The organism is Sphingobacterium sp. UBA7038 (assembly GCF_002494055.1).
Classification (GTDB): domain Bacteria; phylum Bacteroidota; class Bacteroidia; order Sphingobacteriales; family Sphingobacteriaceae; genus Sphingobacterium; species Sphingobacterium multivorum.
This window is the reverse complement of the sequence record NZ_DLAV01000030.1, coordinates 60,852-78,845: the sequence shown is the minus strand read 5'-3', so window position 1 is coordinate 78,845 and position 17,994 is coordinate 60,852. Positions and strand designations below refer to the sequence as shown.

Here is a 17,994-nt window from a genome sequence, read left to right as displayed (position 1 = left end):
AATCAGGAGGCTTTTATAAAGGGTGGTTTAGAATTTGAAATTCAAGCCCAGTAAGAAATTCGTTGGGGCTTGTGGGAAATAGAAATTATAATATTTCCGGGTATCTCCTTCCATCCAGCCAAAGGTGTAGCCATTAGCCTCATACTTCACGTTCAGTATATTGTTGACCTGTAGGGTAGCACTGATATTTTTGATACCTAATGCTGTAAAGTTATAGTTTGCTAACAGATTGTTGACAAAATAAGCGGAAATGCTTCTTTCTTTCGCAGAAGAATTATCCAGGTATTGTCTTCCTACAAATTTGGATAGAAGCGAAAATGTAAGTGATGTTATTGGACTATAAGAGAAATTACTTGACAAAATAGTTCCCGGTGATAAAGCAATGTTTGTTTTCGAATAAAATATCCTTGTATCGCCGATGACCTCTTCAAAGTCCTTAATTTTATTTTGGCTGAAACTAGCTGTTGCTTTCCAATTGAACTGCTTGCTGATGTTCCATGACCCATCGAATTCAAGACCTATTCTATAGCTATCATTGACATTTTGTCGAATTGGAGAGCCTGTATCACTAATTTCACCTGTTGGGATCAACTGATCCTTGTAAAACATGCCATATCCATTTAATCCGATGTTGAATTTTTCATTTGTAAAACGATAGCCCATTTCAATGTCCTGCATTTTCTCTGGGGTAGGATCTGGTAAGGCGCTATTTTTCTCTATAAAATCCTTTCGGACAGGTTCTTTTTGTGCAAAGGCATAAGAAACGTATACATTTGAATGGTCATTTAGCAGATAAGTTGCACCGGCTTTAGGATTCAGGAAATTAAACTTAGGATGATAATTATAATTTTTTACCTTATCATCATCACCATACATGTGGTAATCTACATTCCGATATTGAATATCGGCCATTAATATCCATTTGTCTAGTTTGTAATCGATTTTTAAGAAATTGCTGAAATCATTTTTTTGTGATTTCCCAAAATAATATTTGTCGTCAAGAAATCCTGTTGATGCATATTGTGCCCAAATCACCTGGCCATAATGTTTTCCTTTGTATTGATTATAAGCTCCACCCCAAGTAATTTCAAGCTGATCGTTTGGCCTGTAATTCAGAGCATAAGTCATTCCGTAAAAATAATTATCCAGCCATCTCCTGCGGACAAGATCTGTTTTTTGAATGGTGTCCTTACCAATAATGACGTTAGGCAAACCGTATTTACTTAGTTTATCTCCCGGTCTCATTTCTTCATAGTAACCATAACCTCTTGTATAGTGTAAGGCTGTATTGAGCGTCAATTTGTCGTTCAGTATATTGGTATAATGAAGTTGATGATGTTTCTGCGTATAATTATCTGTTTGATTGTTATACGTGTATAGGTTATAATTACGGCCAGCGTTCATGAAACGATCCTTCTCGGCACCGGAAATTTCGAGTGCATTATCTGCATAATCATCCATGCGCGACCGATCTCCTGTAATCAATGGTTCAGGAACGCCATTCCAGGCTTGATAGGTCTTTTCTTTTCCCCAGAATACAATTCCTTTTAAAATATGTTTCTTACCATAATACCCTCCGTCCACATAGAAAGATTGTAAGTCTGAACTACCTCTTTCGATGTAACCATCGCTACTTATTCGAGATAATCTGGCATTGAAGGCAAATTTGTCGTCAATTAGTCCGGTACCGACTTTGACCGTATTTTTCCAAGTATTATAAGAGCCAAATGAATTGTTAAGTTCTGCGTAAGGAGTTTCTACTAGAGTATTGGACTGGATATTTAATGAGGCTCCAAATGATCCGGCGCCATTCGTCGAGGTCCCAATACCACGCTGAACTTGGATGCTCTCGGTAGAAGAGGCAAAGTCGGGAAGGTTTACAAAAAAGGAACCCATGCTCTCTGCATCATTTAAGGGGATTCCATTGAGTGTTACGTTGATTCGTTGATTGTCGGATCCCCTGATCGTCATTCCTGTATAACCTATACCCGCACCGGCATCGGAATTTACCTGCACGGACGGGGTCTGATTTAAAAGAAATGGGATATCCTGACCGAGATTGTTACGTGTTATTTCTTCTTTGGAGATGTTTTTAAAGGTTGTAGGAGCATTTCTTTTGGCACGGGTAGATTGAACAAGGACCTCTTCCATTTGAATTGTACTAGGTTCTAATGCTACCGTAAGTTCCAAATTGTCTTTAACATCCACATTTCGGCTCCATGTTTTATATCCAAGAGAAGATATCTGAATCTGATGCTTACCTGTATTGATACGATATAGTTTAATCAGTCCGTTTTTGTCCGATTGGCCAGCGAAGGATGCTTGTCCGTCTATGGATATGGAAACGTACTGTAAAGGGGTCTGATTGGTATTGTCTACAGCTTTAATTGTCAGATTTTGTTGCGCAATGGCAATTTGACTTGAAATAGTAGCTAAGGAGCTACAAATCAAAAATTTGATCATGGTAATGTATTTTGTTTGAGTTAAACAAATCATAGCAAGGGGTTACTATGACCGCACTATTTAACTAACCTCTCCCTACGCCAGCATTATCTGGATCAGGTGTACAGAATTTAATCTGTTGGGTATAATCTCAGCCTTTATTTGTGTTCCTGACAAAACAAGGCACCCCTATTCGATGCTGCGAATATATAAATTTAAAATTGAAATGAAGTATAAAGAAGTAATTTATGACAATACAAAAGAGTGGATTTGCGGCTTTATTTCTTTTTGGTTAAAAATTTGTGCAAATTGTTGTTTTTGGTATTTATTGTTCTTTTTAGGTACCTTGGCATGAATTTTTCTACTAGAGGTATGTATTCATACAGGTCAAAAATTTTTAGTTACTAAATTGATAGTGAGGAGATAAAATGTTAAAATATTTAAGCGCTAATTATATTCTGCCGATTACTTCAATGCCAATAAAAGATGGTATTGTTTCGGTAGATGAGGAGGGGGTAATTCAAGGTATCTATGACCCAACTTCATTTACACCTTCAGACAAAACGAAGGTTGAGAGATATGAAGGAGTGATAATTCCAGGTTTTATCAATGCACATTGCCACATTGAATTGTCGCATATGAAAGGTATTGTCCCTAAAGGTACGGGACTTCCGAGTTTTCTTAGTAAGGTGATGACAACGCGGTCGGCGTCGATGAAAAAAATAGACGACGCTATGGCAAAAGCCGATCGAGAGATGTATGAAAATGGTATTGTTGCAGTCGGAGATCATGCCAACACAGATAATTCCTCGAAACTGAAGGAAGATTCTCAGATCTTATATCATACGTTTGTGGAGGTGCTCGGAATTGAACCTGACGAAGCTGACTTTAAGTTAAAAGAGGCTAAATCGTTGACTCAAGAGTTTAGGAATGGGCATGTATCCATTACGCCACACGCGCCATATTCTTGTTCGAAAGTACTTTTCAAAAAATTCAAGAAGATGGTTCCGGAAACAAATATTATCAGTATCCACAATCAAGAAAGTGAAGAGGAGAATAAACTGTTCCGTTATAAAATGGGGGAGTTCCTGGACTTTTATAAAAGTATAGGAAAAAACGCCGATGCGATTAAGGCGCAGGCAAGAAATTCGATTCAGTCCTATCTTCCTTATTTGCCATATCCCAATAAATTATTGTTGGTTCATAATACCTATACTTCTCTTAAAGATCTGGATTTTGTAGAGCGCATGGATCGTGATGTGATGTGGTGTCTTTGTCCAAAAGCCAACCTTTATATTGAAGGAACATTACCAAAGGTTCAGAATTTTATGAATGCCGGACAGCGTTTAGTAATCGGAACGGACAGTTTAGCTTCAAATGATACATTATCCATTTTGGAGGAGCTAAAGGTATTGCATGCGCACTTTGAGGATCTCGATTTCTTGCAAACTATTCAATGGGCTACGATTAATGGTGCGATCGCGTTGAACATTGAGGATGAATTTGGCTCACTTGAAGTGGGTAAAAAGCCTGGGATTGTATTGTTGCAAGGTATGGAACACATGCGCCTACATGAAGATGTTAAGGTAAAACGTTTAGCGTAGTATTTAATTCCCCAAAACTTCTGTACTTTTGCTCTTATTGAACCGTCCATGACTATAATAACGGAACTATAGTCATGGTAAGTTCCATCTGACCGATGGAAGAAAAAATAAGTTACAGATGAAACATTTGAATATTTCAATAAGAGGTAAAGTACAGGGAGTCTTTTTTAGATTGACAACCAAGGCGGTTGCAGATCAAGTTGGTGTTAGGGGCTTTGTTGTCAATTTAAAAGATGGTTCTGTCTATATTGAGGGCGAGGGCGACGATTTTGCACTAGATTCACTGTTGGAGTTCTGCCAAGAAGGGCCCGAGGGTGCAATTGTTGAAAGTGTTGAAGTAAAGGAAGGCGAAATGAAGGGCTTTTCCAATTTTGAAGTAGTTAAAAGAGTTCAATCTTAAGTCTTTTCACCTTGTCAGTACTTAAAAAATTCGCTGGACAGACCATGATTTATGGCCTGAGTACGATTATAGCACGTATGCTGTATTTCGTTATGACGCCACTCTATGTCCTCAAATATCCACCTGCGTCCTACGGAATATTTACCAATATGTACGCCTGGGCGTCCATGATCAATGCCGTTTTGGCATTTGGTATGGAAACTACTTTTTTTAGGTTTCTCCAAAAAGTCGAAGAAAAGGATAAGAAGCAGGTTTTCAATAATAGTTTTATCGTCATTGCCACTCTGGCAACATTATTTTTTATAACGGCCATTGTCTTTGCTGGCACTATTGGTGGTTGGTTGAATAAGGGAACTTACAATGCCGATTACGAGAGCTATGTGAAGTATTTTGCCCTCATATTGGCATTGGATGCTTTAGCTATTGTTCCTTTTGCGAAATTGAGATCGGAGGGAAGGCCTATCCGATTTGGTGCTATTAAATTGGCCAATATCGGTATTATGGTTGTTCTTAACCTATTCTTTATTGCTCTGGTTCCCTATTTGATAAAAGATGGAGGTGCATTGGGCTCTTGGTGTTCCGGTTGGTACAGAAATGAATGGATAGGTTATGTATTTATTTCCAATATTGTGGCAAGTGCAGCGACCTTTCTATTTCTTCTGCCTGAAATGAGAGGTTTTTATTTTAAACCCGAAAAGCAGCTAATCTTAAAGATGCTATCCTATAGCTTTCCGATTTTAATAGCCAATATTTCTTATATCATCAACGAAAATTTAGATAAAATTGTATTGCCAATCTACCTGCCTAAGGATATTGGTGATCGCGATTTGGGGATCTATGGAGCCGTTGGAAAATTGGCGATGTTTCTGAGTATTTTTGTTCAGGCTTTTCGATTGGGGGCAGAGCCATTTTTCTTTTCTTATGCAAAAAATGCAAATGCGAAAAAGACCTATGCGTTAATTATGGAATATTTCGTCATTGCCATGATGTTAGTTATGTTGGGGATTACAGCGAATATTGACTGGCTGAAGTATTTTATTAAAGGAAATGTGGAAACACGTGACTTATATTGGTCTGGACTTTTCATTGTTCCTTTGTTGCTGTTCAATTATGTGCTGCTGGGGATTTATATGAATCTTTCGGTATGGTATAAGCTTTCTGATCAAACGCGGTACGCTTTGTATATGTCATTGGTAGGCGCAGGAATAACCATCGTGGCAAATTATTATCTGATTCCGAGATACAGCTATGTGGGAGCATCAATAGTCACATTTTTAGCCTACTTTGCTATGGTTGTGCTATCTTATGTATGGGGGCAAAAACATTACCCTATACCTTATAAATTGGGAAAGATCCTGATGTATATATTTGCGGGAATATGTTTCTCCTACCTTTCTTACTTTGTATTTCATCATAATGTTTTTATTGGTAATGGACTTTTAATCGCTTACCTGGGAGGTGTATTTTTGATGGAACGAAATCAGCTCAAGCGATTTATCAAGAAAGATGCTTAAAAGAAAAAAGGTCGTGCTAATGTTAACTTAGCACGACCTTTTTCTTTATAAATTGTAGACTTCAGTATTATACCATTTCTGCGGAGAAATTGTGTTCAATTTCATAAAGTACCTCAAGAATCTCTGCCTGGCTTTGTAAGCTGACTAATTTCATGCGGTGTTCTTTAAAGTTGGGGATTCCTTTGAAGTAATTCGCATAATGCCTACGCATTTCAAAAATACCCAATTTGTCACCTTTCCATTCGATGGATTTGTTGAGATGTGTTCGGCAAACCTCGACACGTTCAGCAATGGTAGGTCCTTCTAAACGTTCGCCAGTATTGAAAAAATGTTTGATTTCTCTAAAGATCCAAGGGTATCCGATTGCTGCACGGCCAATCATAATGCCATCCACTTCAAACTCCTGGCGCCATGCCGCAGCTTTTTCGACAGAGTCTACATCGCCATTGCCAAAAATTGGGATTTTGATACGCGGATTACGTTTGATATCCCGAATCATGGACCAGTCCGCCTGACCCTTATACAATTGTGCGCGCGTACGTCCATGAATAGCCAGTGCTTTGATCCCCACATCTTGTAGTCTTTCAGCAACTTCGTATACATTTTTTGTGTTGTCATCCCAACCAAGACGTGTTTTCACCGTTACGGGTAAATCCGTAGCCTCAACGACAGCTTTTGTCATTGCAACCATTTTATCGATGTCCTGTAGCAGGGATGAACCAGCTCCTTTACAGACTACTTTTTTAACTGGGCAGCCGTAATTGATGTCGATTAAATTAGGTCCTGCTTTTGTGCAGATTTCAGCAGATTGACGCATACTTTCAATATCTCCACCGAAGATCTGAATGCCAATAGGACGTTCATACTCAAAAATATCCAATTTTTGAATTGACTTTGCAGCATCCCGAATTAACCCTTCCGAAGAAATAAATTCAGTATACATTAAATCAACACCATTCTGTTTGCACACATAGCGAAACGGAGGATCACTTACATCCTCCATCGGAGCTAATAACAAAGGGAATTTACCCAAATCAATATTTTCACCAATCTTGACCGACATCTTCGATAATTTTTTACAAAGGTACAAAATTTGGCATTAGTATAAAGTTAACTCACTGTCACGAGTTTAAAGCCTATTTTTGATCTCTTCAGACCCTGTCGAACGTTGACTGTTCAAATCGCTAAGCCCGCCAAATCGATAATTAAAGGAGAGGATAGCCGTCCTGCTGTCAGGGTTCGATTTCCCTATATTTCTTTTACAAAGTCTTTGATGGCTTGTCCAGGATCGGCTGTCTTCATGAAATTTTCACCAATTAGAAAACCTTGGAATCCAGCTTTTTTTAAGGCTTTAATTGTCGAAGGATCAGCTATGCCGCTCTCAGATACTTTAATATATTCTGTTGGTATTTTGTCTAGGAGATCATAGGAATGCTGAATGTCGACTGAAAAATCTTTCAGATTTCTATTATTAACACCGATTGCGTCAATGTCATCAAAAAGATTATCCAACAGTTCCTGTTCGTTATGCACCTCAAGTAAGACATTTAAACCCAATTGATGTGCATAGGCTGCAAATTCCTGAACTTCCTCCTTTCTCAGACATGCTGCAATTAAAAGAATGATGTCTGCGCCATACGCTTTTGCTTCGGCGATCTGATACTTATCGACGATGAATTCTTTTCTTAAGATAGGAATGCTAATAGCCTTACGTGCTTTCGATAGATCTTCTAAATTGCCTTTGAAAAATTCCCCATCCGTCAGAACAGACACCGCTGAAGCACCTGCCTCCTCGTATGCCTTTACAACATCTTCCACTGCTGAAGTGCTATTGATGTCTCCTTTTGATGGCGATGCTCTTTTGTATTCAGCTATAATTCCTGTTTTTTCAGGATCAAGAATAGATTCTCTCAACGATAGACAAGCCACATTGAAATAGGGATAGTTTAATAATTCCTCCAAAGGAACTAAAGCTTTTGCCTGTTCTACTTCTATTTTTTTTCGTTCAATGATTTTATCAAGTATAGTCATTTTTCTAGATGTTAGATTCCTAACCAGTTTTCAATTAATTTCTTACCATTTGTGGTCAATACCGACTCTGGGTGGAACTGCATTCCCCTTACATCGTATTCAGTATGGGTTAAGGCCATAATGATGCCATTCTCGTCGATCGCCGTTACCTTGAGGCTAGCCGGTAAGGTGTCTTTGTTTACGGCCCAAGAATGATAGCGTCCTATTTTGGAATCTTTTGGGAAGTCGCGAAACAATTTTTCTGACTCATCAACAACGGTAATATTTGTTGCTACGCCATGCAAAGGTTTTTCCATATTGAATAGCGTACCACCAAAAACCTCTGCGATCGCCTGTTGGCCCAAACAAATGCCCAATATACTTTTATGTGGAGCGTAGGTACGGATAACATCAAGCAATAATCCAGCTTCTTCCGGAATGCCTGGTCCGGGCGAAAGAAGTATTTTATCGAAAGCATCAATATCTTCCAGTTTGAATTTATCATTTCTCCATACAACATACTCTTGATCTAATTCCTGTAACAAATGGACCAAGTTGTAAGTGAACGAATCGTAGTTGTCTATAACGACTATTTTATTGTTGCTCATAACCTTTTACTATAAAATCTTGATTAATATAATTTTCAATTTCCTGAAATATAGATTGAATAAATTCGGTTGGCAAATTAAATCTTTTTGCCAGCACTCCATAATTACTGCCCAGGTTCCGAATAATATGCTGCTCTTCGTTTTGCTCATCCTTGAAGGCCTTACCTTTACCGATATAGGTTTTTCGTAATGCCAATAGCTCAACGATGCGGTTGTCAATAGTGTCTACCGAATCATGGATATGTTGCTTGTTGACACAGTATTCCAATGGTCTGATCATAATGTTTCTGCTAATTGTAATGCTTTTCGTAGAGCAGCAATTTTGTTATTTACTTCTTGTAGCTCCATTTCAGGATCTGAATCTAGTACAATACCACCGCCGGCCTGATAGTGTAGGGTGTTTTGTTTACTTAGGAAGGAACGAATCATAATGGCATGATTAAAGTCGCCGTTAAAACCCATGAATCCAATTGCACCAGAATAAAATGAGCGTTGTAATCCTTCGTAACGATCAATCAGTGTCAACGCCATATGTTTTGGAGCACCTGAAAGTGTACCCGCTGGATACGTATCGCCTACGATGTCAAATGGATTGATATTATCTTTTAATGTGCCCGTTACTTTAGAGACCAAGTGGATAATATGGGAGTAATATTGTGGTTCCATGTAGGACTCAACTTTAACTTGGATACAATGTCTACTTAAGTCATTGCGGGCAAGATCTACGAGCATAACATGTTCTGAAGTCTCTTTTGGATCTTCTTTGAGTTTGGTGGCTATTTTTTGATCTTCTTCCATGTTGCCTGTCCTTTTAAATGTTCCTGCAATAGGGAAAATCGTCGCTTGTTTTCCGTGAATACGCAGTTGAGCCTCAGGCGAAGATCCGAAAAGTTTAAAGTCACCGTAGTCAAAATAGAAAAGATAAGGTGATGGGTTGATGGAGCGGAGTGCACGATAGACATTGAATTCATCACCAGAGAATGGTGTCTTAAAGCCTCTGGATGGAACAATCTGGAATACATCGCCACGTTGGATATGCTCTTTCATCTTCTTGACCAGCTGACGGTGTTCTTCATCGGTACGATTGGAGCTTTCCTCACCAGCTAGTTTGAAGGTATATTCAGGGAAGTTTTTGTTCTGAATAAGGAACTGCATTCTTTCAAGTTCTGATTCTTCGTCGTCCAGCAGATGTTCAAAAATATAGAGTTGATTACGGAAGTGGTCGATGGCAATGACATATTTGTAAACATGATATTGCATAAACGGTATTTTCCGTGCTGGATCTACCGTTGTTGTGAGTTTGATGTCCTCAAAGTGTTCAATACAATCGAAGGTGAAGTAACCAAATAGGCCATTGGAGATCAAGTTAAGTTCAGCAATTGTATGATCTTCGAACGAATTTCTAAAATCGGAAACTTCTTGACGTAATTCGATTTCGTGTGCACTTTTTGCGATACGTTCTCTACCCGGATAAGTGAGCGTCAGCTCTTCCTCATCGAGCTGGATTCCAGCTATTGGTTGACAACAGATATAACTTATGTTGTTGTCGCGACTATGGTAGTCGGAGCTTTCCAGTAACAAGGAGTTTGGAAAGATATCTCTTAGACGAAGATAGATGCTCACGGGGGTAGTTGTATCCGCAAGCAACTTTCTGGTTTGTGTTTTGAATGTATACTTCATTTTTTGTGTCTTATCTTCTTTTTGTAAATTATGTATAAAAAAACCCCGATACTGGTCAGCATCGGGGTTGGAATTTCCATAAATGGTTTTGGTTGATTATGAAATATTATGACAATACCAATTAGTTCCCGATGCTTATTGCTTCAGGCCACCACCAATTTGTATTTGTATATCTTCGTGTCATTATTACACAAATTTATAAAAAAAAATAAATAAGCAAACTTTTTGTGACAAAAAAACAAAAATTCACCTTATTTTTTAATCATTTAATAAATCAGGACGTCTTTCTTGTGTTCTTTTTAACTGTTGTTCATCTTTCCATGCAGCGATTTTTGCCTCATGACCACTAAGGAGAATATCAGGCACTTTGTGGCCTTTCCAGTCTGCAGGGCGTGTATAGATAGGTGCATCAAGTAATCCATCCTGAAAAGAATCTGAAAGCGCGGATGTTTCATCCGACAAAACTCCGGGAATCAGACGGATCACAGCATCTGTAACAATCGCCGCTGGAAGTTCACCTCCAGACAATACATAATCACCTACAGATATCTCCTTTGTTACATAAATATCACGGATACGTTGATCTATTCCCTTGTAATGCCCACAGAGAATCATCATATTTCCTTTTGTCGATAATCCGTTCGCAATATCCTGATTGAATGTTTCACCATCGGGAGTCATGTAAATGATCTCATCGTATTCCCGTTCAGACTGCAATTCCTCAATACACTTGGCAAAGGGTTCTATTTGAAGGACCATGCCCGATCCGCCCCCGTACGGATAATCATCGACACTTTTGTGTTTATTTGTTGAATAGTCTCTTAAATTATGGACATATATTTCAGCCAAGCCTTTGTTCTTTGCTCGTTGCAAAATAGAGTGTGCAAATGGACTTTCCAAGAGGTCAGGTAAGACCGTAATAATATCAAAACGCATGGGGCAAAGATACACAAAAATGCACCATTGTCTATTTATAAGATTGATTCGCTTATCTTTGTGCCAAAATTAAGTGTATATACAGTGATTGACGTAAATAATATTTCTGTTTCCTTTGGGGGAACAACTCTTTTTTCAGATGTATCCTTCTCCATCAATGAGAATGATAAGATCGCATTGATGGGTAAAAATGGCGCCGGTAAATCGACTTTATTGAAAATTATCGCTGGAGTGGGTAAACCTACTACAGGTAATGTTGCTGGTCCGAAAGATGCCATTATAGCTTATTTACCGCAACATTTGCTAACAGAGGATAACGTGACTGTTTTTGAGGAAACGTCAAAGGCTTTCGAAGAAGTCTATGGTATGCGTGATGAGTTGGAAAACCTGAATGAGCAATTAAATATCCGTACAGACTATGAGTCTGATGATTATATGCAATTGATCGAACGTGTATCCGAATTAAGCGAAAAGTTCTATTCAATTGAGGAAGTTAATTATGATGCAGAAGTTGAAAAGGTCTTGAAGGGACTCGGTTTTGAGCGTTCTGATTTTACAAGACAGACTTCTGAGTTTTCGGGTGGTTGGCGGATGCGTATCGAATTAGCTAAAATATTATTGAAGAAGCCGGATTTGATTTTATTGGATGAGCCAACCAACCACATGGATATCGAGAGTATTCAATGGCTGGAAGATTTCTTGGTCAATTCGGCTAAAGCAGTTATCGTTATTTCGCACGATAGGGCATTTGTCGACAATATCACCAATAGGACCATTGAGGTGACGATGGGACGGATTTATGATTATCGTGCCAAGTATAGTCATTACCTGGAATTACGTCAGGAGCGTCGCCAGCATCAGCTAAAAGCATATGAAGAGCAACAACGCTTTATTGCGGACAATCAGGAGTTTATTGATCGTTTCAGAGGAACCTATTCTAAAACATTGCAGGTACAATCACGTGTAAAGATGTTGGAGAAATTGGAAATCATCGAGATTGACGAAGTGGATACTTCCGCATTGCGTCTTAAGTTCCCACCATCTCCGCGTTCGGGTCAATATCCTGTTATTGTTGAGGATCTAACCAAAGCTTATGATGAACATGTTGTGTTTCAAAAAGCAAATATGGTTATCGAACGTGGTGAAAAGGTTGCTTTTGTCGGAAAGAACGGTGAGGGTAAATCTACCATGATCAAAGCAATTATGGGTGAGATCGATTTCGAAGGTACGTTAAAAGTTGGCCACAATGCAAAAATTGGCTATTTCGCACAGAATCAGGCAGCCTTACTTGATGGTGAAATGACTGTTTTTGATACCATTGATCAAATCGCAGTAGGCGATGTACGTGTTAAAATGAAAGATCTTTTGGGGGCTTTCATGTTTAGCGGCGATGATACAACTAAAAAGGTGAAAGTATTATCTGGAGGGGAGAGAACGCGTTTGGCGATGATAAAATTGTTGTTGGAACCGGTCAATGTATTGATTCTTGATGAGCCCACAAACCATTTGGATATGAAGACAAAGGACATTATCAAAGATGCTTTAAAAGATTTCGATGGTACATTGATCCTTGTTTCGCACGACCGTGACTTTTTGGATGGTTTGGCAGAGAAAGTCTTTGAATTCGGAAATAAACGTGTACGGGAGCATTTTGAAGATATTAAAGGTTTCTTGGAATACAAGAAGATGAGTAGCTTGAAAGATATTGAACGTTAGCATCTAGATAAACGTCGTGTAAAACCCGATAGGGGCTCAGTTATAAAAAGCGGCTTTTTGATATAAAAGCCGCTTTTTTGTGTTTTAAAAGAATATTAATCGAGCCTTCAAGCTTTTTTTCCTTAATCCCAAAGTGTGTGAAAGACACCTTCCCGATCAATACCATTACGCCGAGTCCAACTATTCCAAAATCGTAGTTATTCTTTTTGTCTATACTCATCGTTTAATACCATTTTTCTAAGTTGAAATTTACCATTTATGTTGATACTACGAAAGACAATTATCAGTAGATCGGTATGCGGCGATTTTCTCGCTCCAATTACTTTGCTGGTATTGAGCCTTTTGTTGTAAGCTAACAGATATTCCGTATATTGAACTTTCCTAAACATCAATTTTATTTATGATCATTGGATTAGACATTGGGACATCATCTGCGAAAGCTGTTGCATTTGACCACGCAGGTAACATCTTATCCCAGCATAGTATACCTTATCCTATAATAAACCCGTTGGAAGGGTGGTATGAGCAAGATCCGGAGATTGTTTATGGCGCATGTATTGATTCTATTATGCATGTCATGATTAGCTTAAGGCAATCTAGTGGGGAGATACCGAAACCTGTATGTATTTCGGTGAGCAGTGCTATGCACGGACTGATCGCTGTTGACTCGGCAGGACAGCCACTTAGCAATTGCATTATATGGGCAGATCGCAGAAGTGAGCATATTGCGGTTGCCTTGGAGGCAAGTGAGGCGGGCAGGTTGCTTTATCAGCAGACGGGTACACCAATACATCCCATGTCTTTGCTTTGCAAATTAATGTGGATAGGGGCCAATGATCAAAAATTATTTGCTCAATCGTACAAGTTTATCGGTATCAAAGAATTTCTTTTTTACCGGCTCTTTGGCGTGTATGTGGTCGATCATTCCATTGCATCTGCAACAGGGCTTTTCGACATACATCACCTAAGATGGTCTGATCAGGCGTTAAGCTTGGCGGGCATATCGGAAGAACAGCTAGCATCTCCAGTTCCGGTCAATTATATTTTAAATATGCCTAGCCGAGAAATTGCGGCCTTGATGCATATCCCTGAAGATACCCCTTTTGTTATAGGTGGTAGCGATGGTTGTTTGGCTAATTTCGGAGTAGGAGCTATACGTCCTGGAGTGGCTTCGGTAACTGTAGGTACCAGTGGAGCTATTCGCGTAGCAAGCTCGCAGGCAAATCAAGAAAAAAAACAAAGACTATTTACCTACCTACTGAGATCAAATGAATATATAATTGGTGGTGCGGTTAATAATGGCGGTGTATTACGCAACTGGTTTCGAGACAACTTTTTGAACGAATATACCCAAATGGAAGCAGATGGAGATCTTTCGGCGTCGTTAGATGCTTTGATCGGCTCCGTCGTTCCGGGGGCAGAGGGCTTGATATTCTTGCCCTATTTAACTGGTGAACGGGCACCACATTGGAATTCCAATGCTAAAGGTGTTTATTTTGGAATACAGTTGCATCATGGCAGGGCGCACTTTGCACGTGCCATGATGGAAGGGATGTTGTTTGCAATTTACAGTGTAGGAATCGCGTTAGAGGAGAACACCGGTCCCATTCATACGATCTTTGCAAGCGGCGGCTTGGCGCGGTCATCGTTGTTCGTGCAGATGCTTGCAGACATTTTCAATAAACCTGTATTCACCAAAAATACAGTAGAAAGCTCTGCATGGGGAGCAGCATTGATAGGCTTGGAAGCCTTGGGTATTCAGGGATGTGAGCCTACTATAAAAAACAAACAAGCGGAAGGAGAGCAAGAGACCGAGCATTATTATAAACCGAGTGCGGAGAATCACGCTGTATATATGAAAAACTTCCGGAAATTTGAACGCCTGTACCATATATTGGAAGGTGAGTTTTAAGTAAATATAAATTATTATGCCTCTAATCATCGTTATTTTGGGAGTAGCTTTACTACTTCTTTTAGTTACCGTCGTCAGGTTAAACACGATCTTTTCATTACTGATAACCTCTGTTGCGGTCGGTTTTGCTATGAATATGAGTGCCGTCGACATCCTTAAATCTGTTGAAAACGGAGTGAGTACCACTATGGGCCAGTTGGCACTATTGTTGGCTTTCGGGTCTTTACTGGGAAAATTGATGGCGGAGGGTGGTGCTGCAGAAAAGATTACAACGGTACTAACGGCTGTATTTGGCAAAAAGAACTTACCTTGGGCAATGGTTCTCACGGGCTTTTTAGTAGGAATTCCCTTATTTTACAATGTCGGTTTTATCGTCTTAGTACCATTCGTTTTCATGGTATGTGTTTCCAATAAAATGCCTTTGCTTTACATAGCCATGCCGTTGCTGGCAGCGCTGTCCGTGACACATGGTTATTTGCCACCACATCCGGGAGCTACGGCCATAGCGCTTACCTACAAAGCGGATATCGGTTTAACAATGGTCTATGGGATTATTGTGGCAATTCCTGCCATCATTATGGGTGGACCGCTCTTTGGAAGGATGCTTAAGCATATTCCGACCAACCCACCGACCGAGTTTTTTCCTGAACACAATCAAGCGGATAGGAAAGAGCTTCCCGGATTTGCAATTAGCATATTTACGGGGCTTTTTCCAATAATTTTAATTGCTTTTGGTTCATTTTCACATCTAATATTTCCAGAAGGCTCCTCTTGGCTGAAGGCACTACGTTTCTTGGGTGACCCGGTTGTGGCTTTAATGATTGCATCGCTAATGGCGATGTACACAATGGGTATCCGCCAAGGTAAAAGTTTGCGGGAGCAATCAGAAAGTGTGGAGGAAGCAATCCGCGGGATAATGATGATCCTTTTTATCATTGCGGCATCAGGCGCCTTTAAGCAAATTTTGGTAGACAGTGGTGTAGCGAACTACATCGCTGACATAACCGCAGACCTGAGCTTGTCGCCTCTTGTACTTGCATGGTTAATAGCCGGTATCATTCGCCTAGTTATCGGTTCGGCTAGTGTTGCTGGGCTCACGGCAGCGGGCATTATGCTTCCCATTGTGCAGGCAGGAAAGGTTACTCCTGAATTAATGGTGCTAGCGACGGGAGCGGGTAGTCTTATGTTCTCACACGTCAACGATCCTGGGTTTTGGATGTTTAAATCTTATTTTGGAGTGAGCATGAAGGATACGTTTCGCTCATGGACGGTGATGGAAACGCTCGTTTCTGTTGTTGGATTGATTGGCGTCTTGATTTTACATTGGCTTGGTCATTGACAGCGAATGGGAAAGTTTCCTATTGTCATACATCTTTAGTTAATAATCTCACCTTTCTAAGCATTGCTTCTTTATAAACAACATAAACACGATCGTGTACTGTCACGGTAGCTCAACAAAATGATGATATGAAGTAATCGTAAGGATGTATAGTAATAGCTCAAACGAATATTGAATTATACAGGCCCATAATCGGTTGATTATGGGCTATTTTTTGACGGAAACCTTTGTTTGATTTTTTTTTCTTAATATCGTGACAATGAACCAAATTTTTGTTGTTCTAAAATTATGTGGAGATTACACCGATTTTATATACTTTGCTCAATCCTGTTGGTAAGCTGCCTATCTGGGTTACCGTCTTTTGGACAATCAATTGCTTATACAGTAGACAATTTGCCCAGTCCAAAAATAAAGGGGCAGGATTATTTTGTGTCCAATCCCGATGGGATTCTATCTTCGGGTACAGTGGCGGAATTAGATGGTTTATCAACGCAGATTGAGGCTACTACAAAAAGTGAATTTGCCATCGTTGTTGTGAACGATTACGTTGGCGACAGTGATTTCGAATTTGCTTTAAAATTATTCAATGCCTGGGGGATCGGTAAGAAGGAAAGTAACAATGGGCTTTTGTTGTTTATTGCTAAAGACCGCCATGAATACCGTTTTATCACTGGGTATGGTATGGAAAGTATTTTGCCCGACGCTTATTTAAAGCGCATTGGCGAAAAATATCTCGTACCTAATTTTAGGAATGAGGATTACGACCGGGGTGTTATGGAGGCTTCAGATTTTATAAAGACCATTCTCACCTCACCGGATAGTAAAGCCGAGCTGGAACGCTTAATGCCAGAGGCAACACCTGTCTGGAGCTTTAAAAGTCCAATCCTGCGAAATTCACTGTTGGTTTTAGGTTTGTTTGCAATCTGTTATATCTGGTTGGGTGAGGTGACCCGAGCGATCAAAGGGAAGTTGACCAAAAAAAGTAAATATTTCCCGCCTTTAGTCAGCGGATGCGGCTGTATGGGGATAGTAATGTTTATCTCGGTGTTTATCTGTGCATTTGCCCTCAATAATTTTGAGGAGGTCTATCAGTGGAAAAATTTACCTTATTTTATTGGTGTTTTTGGTAGTATTACCTTGGCGATGAAGTATAATGCAAGTCGTACGCAGATTGTCAATTCTTATCAGGACGAAGAAAATATACAAAAAGCTTTGCGCAAATTTCGTGTTTGGGGCTTAATTCCGCTATTGCTTAGTCCATTGGCGCTATTTGATCTCATTGGATTAAATAAACGCATTCGGAAGAATCAACTTCGATTGGCCCCTCCAGATCAATCTGGACGTTGGTTGCGCATGAATAAGGATGATGTGTCTACCCGAGAAAGTGCATACCTGGATAAGGGGCAGCTTTTGGAGGAAAAAATCGGTAGCCGTTCGTACGAAATATGGATAGATCAGACGACCAATGAAACAAAGCTGGTTCCCTGGGATGAAAATGTTGGGTTCAGTGATTGTCCTGCATGTCATTACAGAACTTTTGAGACCGGGCGTACCAAGACGATACGTGCAGCAACGTATAGTTCGCAGGGATTGGAAGAACGCTTTGACTTATGCAAGAACTGTGGCCATCGGGTATCCCATGGTGAACATTCAACTCCAGTTAAAGTGCGCTCAACATCGAGTAGCTCTGGCGGAGGATCGAGTAGTAGTGGCGGTGGTGGTAGTTTTGGTGGCGGATCTTCTGGTGGCGGTGGTGCAGGCGGAAGATGGTAATCCGTAATTTAGGGCAAAAAAAAGGTTTCCAAACGGGGAGAATGAAAACCTTAAATAACC

At 39.8% G+C, this 17,994-nt stretch carries 15 protein-coding genes; 7 read left to right on the top strand and 8 right to left on the bottom strand.

Going from position 1 to position 17,994, the window contains the following annotated elements; all coding sequences use genetic code 11:
* Positions 1 to 27 precede the first annotated feature (27 nt).
* On the bottom strand, positions 28 to 2,463 hold the full coding sequence (locus tag B3H30_RS19580) for a TonB-dependent receptor (protein ID WP_286709464.1): 2,436 nt from the start codon (positions 2,461 to 2,463) through the stop codon (positions 28 to 30).
* Between the two features lie 407 nt (positions 2,464 to 2,870).
* Between B3H30_RS19580 and B3H30_RS19575 the strand changes: the two genes are divergently transcribed.
* From B3H30_RS19575 to B3H30_RS19565, 3 genes are all read left to right on the top strand, one after another.
* Positions 2,871 to 4,046: an amidohydrolase family protein gene (locus B3H30_RS19575; protein WP_070561620.1), complete on the top strand. Its 1,176-nt coding sequence runs from the start codon at positions 2,871 to 2,873 to the stop codon at positions 4,044 to 4,046.
* 118 nt (positions 4,047 to 4,164) lie between these two features.
* Positions 4,165 to 4,446, top strand: coding sequence for an acylphosphatase (locus B3H30_RS19570; protein WP_046674815.1), 282 nt, complete (start codon positions 4,165 to 4,167; stop codon positions 4,444 to 4,446).
* Between the two features lie 44 nt (positions 4,447 to 4,490).
* A complete protein-coding gene (locus B3H30_RS19565) occupies positions 4,491 to 5,960 on the top strand; it encodes a lipopolysaccharide biosynthesis protein (protein WP_286709489.1) in 1,470 nt (489 codons plus the stop codon).
* A 67-nt stretch (positions 5,961 to 6,027) separates the two neighbouring features.
* Here B3H30_RS19565 and dusB read toward each other — a convergent pair whose 3' ends face one another.
* From dusB to trmD, 6 genes are all read right to left on the bottom strand, one after another.
* Positions 6,028 to 7,023 (bottom strand): tRNA dihydrouridine synthase DusB, encoded by a 996-nt coding sequence (dusB, locus tag B3H30_RS19560; RefSeq protein ID WP_070561616.1) that lies wholly within the window; start codon positions 7,021 to 7,023, stop codon positions 6,028 to 6,030.
* Between the two features lie 185 nt (positions 7,024 to 7,208).
* Positions 7,209 to 7,991, bottom strand: a complete 783-nt coding sequence (gene trpC / locus B3H30_RS19555) for an indole-3-glycerol phosphate synthase TrpC (protein WP_286709463.1) — start codon at positions 7,989 to 7,991, stop codon at positions 7,209 to 7,211.
* A gap of 11 nt (positions 7,992 to 8,002) precedes the next feature.
* Positions 8,003 to 8,578, bottom strand: coding sequence for an anthranilate synthase component II (locus B3H30_RS19550; protein WP_070561612.1), 576 nt, complete (start codon positions 8,576 to 8,578; stop codon positions 8,003 to 8,005).
* Positions 8,565 to 8,858, bottom strand: coding sequence for a chorismate mutase (locus B3H30_RS19545; protein WP_070561610.1), 294 nt, complete (start codon positions 8,856 to 8,858; stop codon positions 8,565 to 8,567). The genes B3H30_RS19550 and B3H30_RS19545 overlap by 14 nt, the downstream gene beginning before the upstream one ends.
* Positions 8,855 to 10,258: an anthranilate synthase component I family protein gene (locus tag B3H30_RS19540; RefSeq protein ID WP_115046992.1), complete on the bottom strand. Its 1,404-nt coding sequence runs from the start codon at positions 10,256 to 10,258 to the stop codon at positions 8,855 to 8,857. Before B3H30_RS19540 ends, B3H30_RS19545 begins: the two co-directional genes overlap by 4 nt.
* 258 nt (positions 10,259 to 10,516) lie before the next feature.
* Positions 10,517 to 11,194 (bottom strand): tRNA (guanosine(37)-N1)-methyltransferase TrmD, encoded by a 678-nt coding sequence (trmD, locus tag B3H30_RS19535; RefSeq protein WP_070561607.1) that lies wholly within the window; start codon positions 11,192 to 11,194, stop codon positions 10,517 to 10,519.
* Between the two features lie 84 nt (positions 11,195 to 11,278).
* Here trmD and B3H30_RS19530 point away from each other — a divergent pair, with 84 nt between their 5' ends.
* Positions 11,279 to 12,910 (top strand): ABC-F family ATP-binding cassette domain-containing protein, encoded by a 1,632-nt coding sequence (locus B3H30_RS19530; protein WP_046674822.1) that lies wholly within the window; start codon positions 11,279 to 11,281, stop codon positions 12,908 to 12,910.
* A 40-nt stretch (positions 12,911 to 12,950) separates the two neighbouring features.
* Here B3H30_RS19530 and B3H30_RS19525 read toward each other — a convergent pair whose 3' ends face one another.
* On the bottom strand, positions 12,951 to 13,130 hold the full coding sequence (locus tag B3H30_RS19525) for a hypothetical protein (protein ID WP_070561606.1): 180 nt from the start codon (positions 13,128 to 13,130) through the stop codon (positions 12,951 to 12,953).
* A gap of 180 nt (positions 13,131 to 13,310) precedes the next feature.
* On the opposite strand from B3H30_RS19525, the gene B3H30_RS19520 reads away from it, so the two are divergent.
* From B3H30_RS19520 to B3H30_RS19510, 3 genes are all read left to right on the top strand, one after another.
* On the top strand, positions 13,311 to 14,822 hold the full coding sequence (locus B3H30_RS19520; RefSeq protein ID WP_286709462.1) for a gluconokinase: 1,512 nt from the start codon (positions 13,311 to 13,313) through the stop codon (positions 14,820 to 14,822).
* 16 nt (positions 14,823 to 14,838) lie between these two features.
* Positions 14,839 to 16,161, top strand: coding sequence for a gluconate:H+ symporter (locus B3H30_RS19515; protein WP_286709461.1), 1,323 nt, complete (start codon positions 14,839 to 14,841; stop codon positions 16,159 to 16,161).
* A 288-nt stretch (positions 16,162 to 16,449) separates the two neighbouring features.
* Entirely contained in the window at positions 16,450 to 17,934 is a 1,485-nt protein-coding gene (locus tag B3H30_RS19510; RefSeq protein WP_286709460.1) for a TPM domain-containing protein, read from the top strand.
* The last annotated feature ends 60 nt before the right edge of the window (positions 17,935 to 17,994 follow it).

Coding starts and splice junctions, on each gene's coding strand:
- B3H30_RS19580 (WP_286709464.1), bottom strand. CDS start 2,463: ATGATCAAATTTTTGATTTGTAGCTCCTTAGCTACTATTTCAAGTCAA.
- B3H30_RS19575 (WP_070561620.1), top strand. CDS start 2,871: ATGTTAAAATATTTAAGCGCTAATTATATTCTGCCGATTACTTCAATG.
- B3H30_RS19570 (WP_046674815.1), top strand. CDS start 4,165: ATGAAACATTTGAATATTTCAATAAGAGGTAAAGTACAGGGAGTCTTT.
- B3H30_RS19565 (WP_286709489.1), top strand. CDS start 4,491: ATGATTTATGGCCTGAGTACGATTATAGCACGTATGCTGTATTTCGTT.
- dusB (WP_070561616.1), bottom strand. CDS start 7,023: ATGTCGGTCAAGATTGGTGAAAATATTGATTTGGGTAAATTCCCTTTG.
- trpC (WP_286709463.1), bottom strand. CDS start 7,991: ATGACTATACTTGATAAAATCATTGAACGAAAAAAAATAGAAGTAGAA.
- B3H30_RS19550 (WP_070561612.1), bottom strand. CDS start 8,578: ATGAGCAACAATAAAATAGTCGTTATAGACAACTACGATTCGTTCACT.
- B3H30_RS19545 (WP_070561610.1), bottom strand. CDS start 8,858: ATGATCAGACCATTGGAATACTGTGTCAACAAGCAACATATCCATGAT.
- B3H30_RS19540 (WP_115046992.1), bottom strand. CDS start 10,258: ATGAAGTATACATTCAAAACACAAACCAGAAAGTTGCTTGCGGATACA.
- trmD (WP_070561607.1), bottom strand. CDS start 11,194: ATGCGTTTTGATATTATTACGGTCTTACCTGACCTCTTGGAAAGTCCA.
- B3H30_RS19525 (WP_070561606.1), bottom strand. CDS start 13,130: ATGAGTATAGACAAAAAGAATAACTACGATTTTGGAATAGTTGGACTC.
- B3H30_RS19520 (WP_286709462.1), top strand. CDS start 13,311: ATGATCATTGGATTAGACATTGGGACATCATCTGCGAAAGCTGTTGCA.
- B3H30_RS19515 (WP_286709461.1), top strand. CDS start 14,839: ATGCCTCTAATCATCGTTATTTTGGGAGTAGCTTTACTACTTCTTTTA.
- B3H30_RS19510 (WP_286709460.1), top strand. CDS start 16,450: ATGTGGAGATTACACCGATTTTATATACTTTGCTCAATCCTGTTGGTA.